This window comes from Clostridium arbusti SL206, from assembly GCF_000246895.1.
Classification (GTDB): domain Bacteria; phylum Bacillota; class Clostridia; order Clostridiales; family Clostridiaceae; genus Clostridium_I; species Clostridium_I arbusti.
Genome location: NZ_BAEV01000161.1, coordinates 1 through 4,365, shown reverse-complemented (window position 1 = coordinate 4,365; position 4,365 = coordinate 1). Strand labels below are relative to the sequence as shown.

Below are 4,365 nucleotides of genomic sequence, written 5' to 3'. Positions count from 1 at the left end.
AATAGTAAAAGGCCCTTTTATCGTAAAAACTCTGCTCTGCCAGCTGCATTTCTATATCGTACCATACCCCTTTTTCATCTACGGCTTTTACATCAAGTATAGTCATTTTACCTTTTCTATAATTCCCTATGTTGTATGGATTTTTTAGTTCTATATCTAAAATCTGCTGATCCTCTGAAAGCATTGAATTTATAAAGGATATCAATAGGTCTTTATTTTCCGGACTTGCAAATAATTTTTTAAACGCAAAATCTACTTTTGGATTTAATCTGCACATTGTTTTACTACTCCCCTTCCATTACCATTATTCCATTATTTACACCCCAGGGGTGTAAATTTTTCCAGTTACTCATCACATTACTATCTCACATCTATCTTACCTATATTATATCCAATTTTATTGGAAACTTCATTATCTATCTAGGTCATTTATTAATACTTTTTATCAATAAATATTACTTAGTGCTAGTCTATACTAATACTAAATTTAGATGAATTATCTATGGACATATCACTTCAATTTTTCACCATCTAAGTGTATTTTATCTAATGTTGACACTATAATCACTCCAGTAGTCAACATAAGTTTTATTTCTTAATTTTACTTCTTTCCAAAGTTCTCTTCATATAATCCATCATTAGAAATTAAAGCTTGACTATAACTTCCTATTCTCAAAATTGAAGGACAAAATGTATTTAAAACAGCTGCTGCAAATAGTGGTACAATCATTGTACCTGCGGGAATTTTATTTACTCTTTTTCACTAGTGTTTAATTATTATTCTTATCAATACTGTAAGTTATGACTAGATACTGCGAATAATTTATTTAAAAAAATTTTAATTATTGATAAAAAAATAATGTCATGTTATAATCATACCAAACATATATGAATTATATGGATGAGGTGGTAGTAACATACATAATTGTTTTGAAAAATTAATCAGCGAATGTTCAATTGTTATTGCTATATTATTTTTTGAATGTAATGAAATGTTTGTAAAATAGAGAAATTATAAAATATGATGTGAAAATGTAAGGGGAATGAGTTAAATGGTTAAACAAGTTGATGCAGAAAGAATTAAAAATATAGCAGAAGGATACCATCGTAATGGAGATTTTTACTGTTCTGAATCCGTTGTTAAAACTATAAAAGATGAGTTTGAGTTACCAATACCTGACGATATCATTGCAGCAGCATCAGGATTTGCAGTAGGTATTGGAGGTTCTGGATGCACGTGTGGTGCTGTTACTGGTGGAATCATGGCATTAGGACTTTTTTTCGGAAGAACTGAAGCTAAAGATAATAGAGTTAATAAAGTACAAGCTCTTTCTAACGAACTACATGAATTTTTTAGAAATCGTCATAAGTGCTTATGCTGTAGAGTACTAACAAAAGGAATGGAACTTGGTTCGCCTGAACATACGGCACAATGTGTGTCATTTACAGGTGAAGTTGCTAAGGAAGTAGCTAAAATTATTATTAGGGAGTCAGGTAATAAATACATAGAAAAGGAGAATTAAAATGAAGTATAGAGAGTCAGGAATGCCAATAGAAGAACTATGGCAATCATTTTTTAATCCAGTAGACACTCTTAAACAAATGGATGTAGACAAAAATATAAGAATCTTAATTGATATAGGATGTGGTTATGGTACGTTTTTGTTACCAGCTACTGAACTTGTAAGTGGAAATGTTATTGGAATAGATGTTGATGAAAAGATGATAGAGGTCTGTGAAAATAAGATACAAGACACTAGCATTTCAAATGTTCACCTAATTAACGGTGATATTTCTACAGAGGACACAATAGAACAATTAAAAAAATATAAGGCTGAAATTGATTATATTACATTATTTAATATTCTCCATTGCGAAAAACCATTATATTTACTTCAAAGTGTTTATGATGTTTTAAACAAGAATGGTAAAATAGGGGTTATACATTGGAACCATGAAGAAACTACTCCAAGAGGACCATCAATGAAAATAAGGCCTAAACCTGAAACTATTATAGAATGGGCTTCAAAGATAGGATTTACTTTGAAGAATCAGATTGACCTTCCACCTTATCATTTTGGTTTGGTGTTTGTAAAATAAAATTTTTTATAAAAAACACCGTATTATTCAATTAAGAATTCTACGGTGTTTTTATTTAAACTACCTTATTCTCCAATACCCCTATATTCTCCACTTCACATTGAACTATGTCATCTTTTTTCAAAAATCTAGGTGGTTTAAATCCCATTCCAACTCCTGATGGCGTCCCTGTGGCTATGATATCTCCTGCCTTTAATGTCATTCCCTTGGAAAGGTCATGAATTATAGTTGGAATATCAAATATGAAGTTTTTAGTATTAGAGTTCTGTCTAAGTTCTCCATTTACTTTACTGCATAGGTTTAGTTCTAAAGGGAGTTTAATTTCACTTTTATAAACTATGCATGGTCCTAAAGAAGTGAAGGTGTCAAGGCTTTTTCCTCTATACCACTGTACATGCCTTTGCTGAACATCTCTAGCACTGACATCATTCATAATAGTATATCCAAATATATATTCCTCTGCATCTTCTTTAGGTATATCCATTCCATCTTTTCCTATGATAACAGCCACTTCAACTTCGTAGTCCAGCTCTTTTGTTACCTCTAAATGACTATTTATACTGTCATTTTGTCCTATAGGATTAATTGCACGTTTTGAAAAGTATACTGGATATTCTGGTATATCTATAGAATCATCTTTAAAACTTTTTGCAGTTTCCGCTACATGGTCTCTATAATTAAGTCCAAGACAAATAATATCACTTTCTAGTTTTTCAATAGGTGTACATATTTTTACATCATCTATGAAGTAACCATTTTCCCTAACACAACATTCCTGATCGTATATTTTGCCCAATAATTTTAAATCATGTCTACTTGAATTTTTTATGAGATCCATCATATCAGTATATCTTTTATACAGATTTAAATTATTCAGATCTACCACTCTTGTCATATCCTTATTGCACATACCAAGTTTCTTTTCATTGTTTACTAAAAAAGTTACAAACTTCATCTAAACCACCCTTTACTCATATTATACGTAATTACATACTCTACTTATAGCAATGTCATTGAAACCAAGAGCTTCTGCCTTTACAACTTTTCCATTGGCAACCGCTATTATTTCTTCAAGAAGTTCTTTTCCCATTTTTTCGATTGACTTAGTTCCTGCAATCACTGGACTTGCATCGAAATCCATATTTTCCTTCAAGTGTTGTTATTCAACCAGCCTTATTTCCTGGAGATGGGTTACCGTTTCTTAAATTTTCTCCAGCATTTTTTAAATGGTTTTCATACCTTTTAATTATACCATATATTTGCTGTTTTATTACTGTATATCTTATCTTAAACAACAATTTATAATCAAATGTTTATCTAAATTGTAATCGTTTATCTATCGGACAATGTATACTTCCTAAATATATATATTACACTTTTCCAACATCATGACTTTCAATAAATTAAATTCACCCATTTAGTGTAATGTTTACTATATATTCATTTTTTTACACCCCTGGGGTGCAGTTTCTTCCAGTTTAACTATTAAACATCCATCCCCAAAATGGTATAATTGAATAAACACCTATAATATGTTATAATTCTATAAAATACGCTAAAAAAGTTATTATTTACACAAATAAACCTTAACAACTATTTCAAATAAGGCATATGAAAATAAATAACAAGTCAAAGATGCGACGTATATTTTGAAGTCAACAAGGAAATAGGTTCCTAAGATAGTGAGCTATCTTAGGGTTCTGTTGACGCGGTGGGATTCAAAATAGACTAGCATACTGACTAGTTATTTATTTGAATGTGCCTAAAAGTAAAAATATAAAATTTATATATGAGATTATCCAATGTTAATAGCACAACTATCGAAAGGTCGCGTCGCAAAGCTATGGGTCTAAAGAAAATATTTTTCTATGATTGCCAGGTTGTCAAAGTAAAGTATATGATTAAAGATATAAATTAGAAATTCTTTGTTATATTAAGGCACCTGCTATTAGTAGGTGTCTTTTTAGTTATTGATAAAGCACAAAAGAAAAGAAGTGAAATTGAGTAAAATTATATAACATTACATGAGGGGGACTTTAAATGATTGAAATACATAATCTAATAAAAAAAGAATTAAACTTAAATGACTATTTAAATTATAATATACGAAGAATAGCTGTATTATTAAACTGTGATATTATTGGAATAGTATTGTTTGATGATGATAATAATTTTGCTATATTAAAAAAATGCTGTAATTAAAAAAAGTGATGAATATGTATTATTAAATAAAAAAAAGGATAGAATTATTAAAATACTACGTGT

8 protein-coding genes and 1 riboswitch are annotated in these 4,365 nt (G+C 29.7%); of the genes, 3 read left to right on the top strand and 5 right to left on the bottom strand.

Features of this window, described 5'->3' with window-relative positions; genetic code table 11:
* Positions 1-277, bottom strand: a 277-nt coding sequence (locus RH99_RS17650; RefSeq protein ID WP_010241428.1) for an Rpn family recombination-promoting nuclease/putative transposase, incomplete at its 3' end; no start/stop codon positions are given.
* A 324-nt stretch (positions 278-601) separates the two neighbouring features.
* Positions 602-745: a 2-keto-3-deoxygluconate permease gene (locus RH99_RS18760; protein ID WP_373854745.1), complete on the bottom strand. Its 144-nt coding sequence runs from the start codon at positions 743-745 to the stop codon at positions 602-604.
* A 307-nt stretch (positions 746-1,052) separates the two neighbouring features.
* Here RH99_RS18760 and RH99_RS17645 point away from each other — a divergent pair, with 307 nt between their 5' ends.
* Entirely contained in the window at positions 1,053-1,523 is a 471-nt protein-coding gene (locus RH99_RS17645; RefSeq protein WP_010241423.1) for a C-GCAxxG-C-C family protein, read from the top strand.
* 1 nt (position 1,524) lies between these two features.
* Positions 1,525-2,100, top strand: coding sequence for a class I SAM-dependent methyltransferase (locus RH99_RS17640; protein WP_010241421.1), 576 nt, complete (start codon positions 1,525-1,527; stop codon positions 2,098-2,100).
* Between the two features lie 55 nt (positions 2,101-2,155).
* On the opposite strand, the gene RH99_RS17635 is transcribed toward RH99_RS17640, so the two are convergent.
* The 3 genes from RH99_RS17635 to RH99_RS19495 are packed head-to-tail and all read right to left on the bottom strand — an operon-like array spanning position 2,156 to position 3,395.
* Positions 2,156-3,055, bottom strand: coding sequence for a fumarylacetoacetate hydrolase family protein (locus tag RH99_RS17635; RefSeq protein WP_010241419.1), 900 nt, complete (start codon positions 3,053-3,055; stop codon positions 2,156-2,158).
* A 21-nt stretch (positions 3,056-3,076) separates the two neighbouring features.
* On the bottom strand, positions 3,077-3,241 hold the full coding sequence (locus tag RH99_RS19500; RefSeq protein ID WP_202802441.1) for a UxaA family hydrolase: 165 nt from the start codon (positions 3,239-3,241) through the stop codon (positions 3,077-3,079).
* Between the two features lie 22 nt (positions 3,242-3,263).
* A complete protein-coding gene (locus tag RH99_RS19495) occupies positions 3,264-3,395 on the bottom strand; it encodes a UxaA family hydrolase (protein WP_202802440.1) in 132 nt (43 codons plus the stop codon).
* Between the two features lie 505 nt (positions 3,396-3,900).
* Positions 3,901-3,988: riboswitch (cyclic di-GMP riboswitch) on the top strand.
* Positions 3,989-4,140: 152 nt separating this feature from the next.
* Here RH99_RS19495 and RH99_RS19310 point away from each other — a divergent pair.
* Positions 4,141-4,302: a hypothetical protein gene (locus RH99_RS19310; RefSeq protein WP_158511962.1), complete on the top strand. Its 162-nt coding sequence runs from the start codon at positions 4,141-4,143 to the stop codon at positions 4,300-4,302.
* Positions 4,303-4,365: the final 63 nt, after the last annotated feature.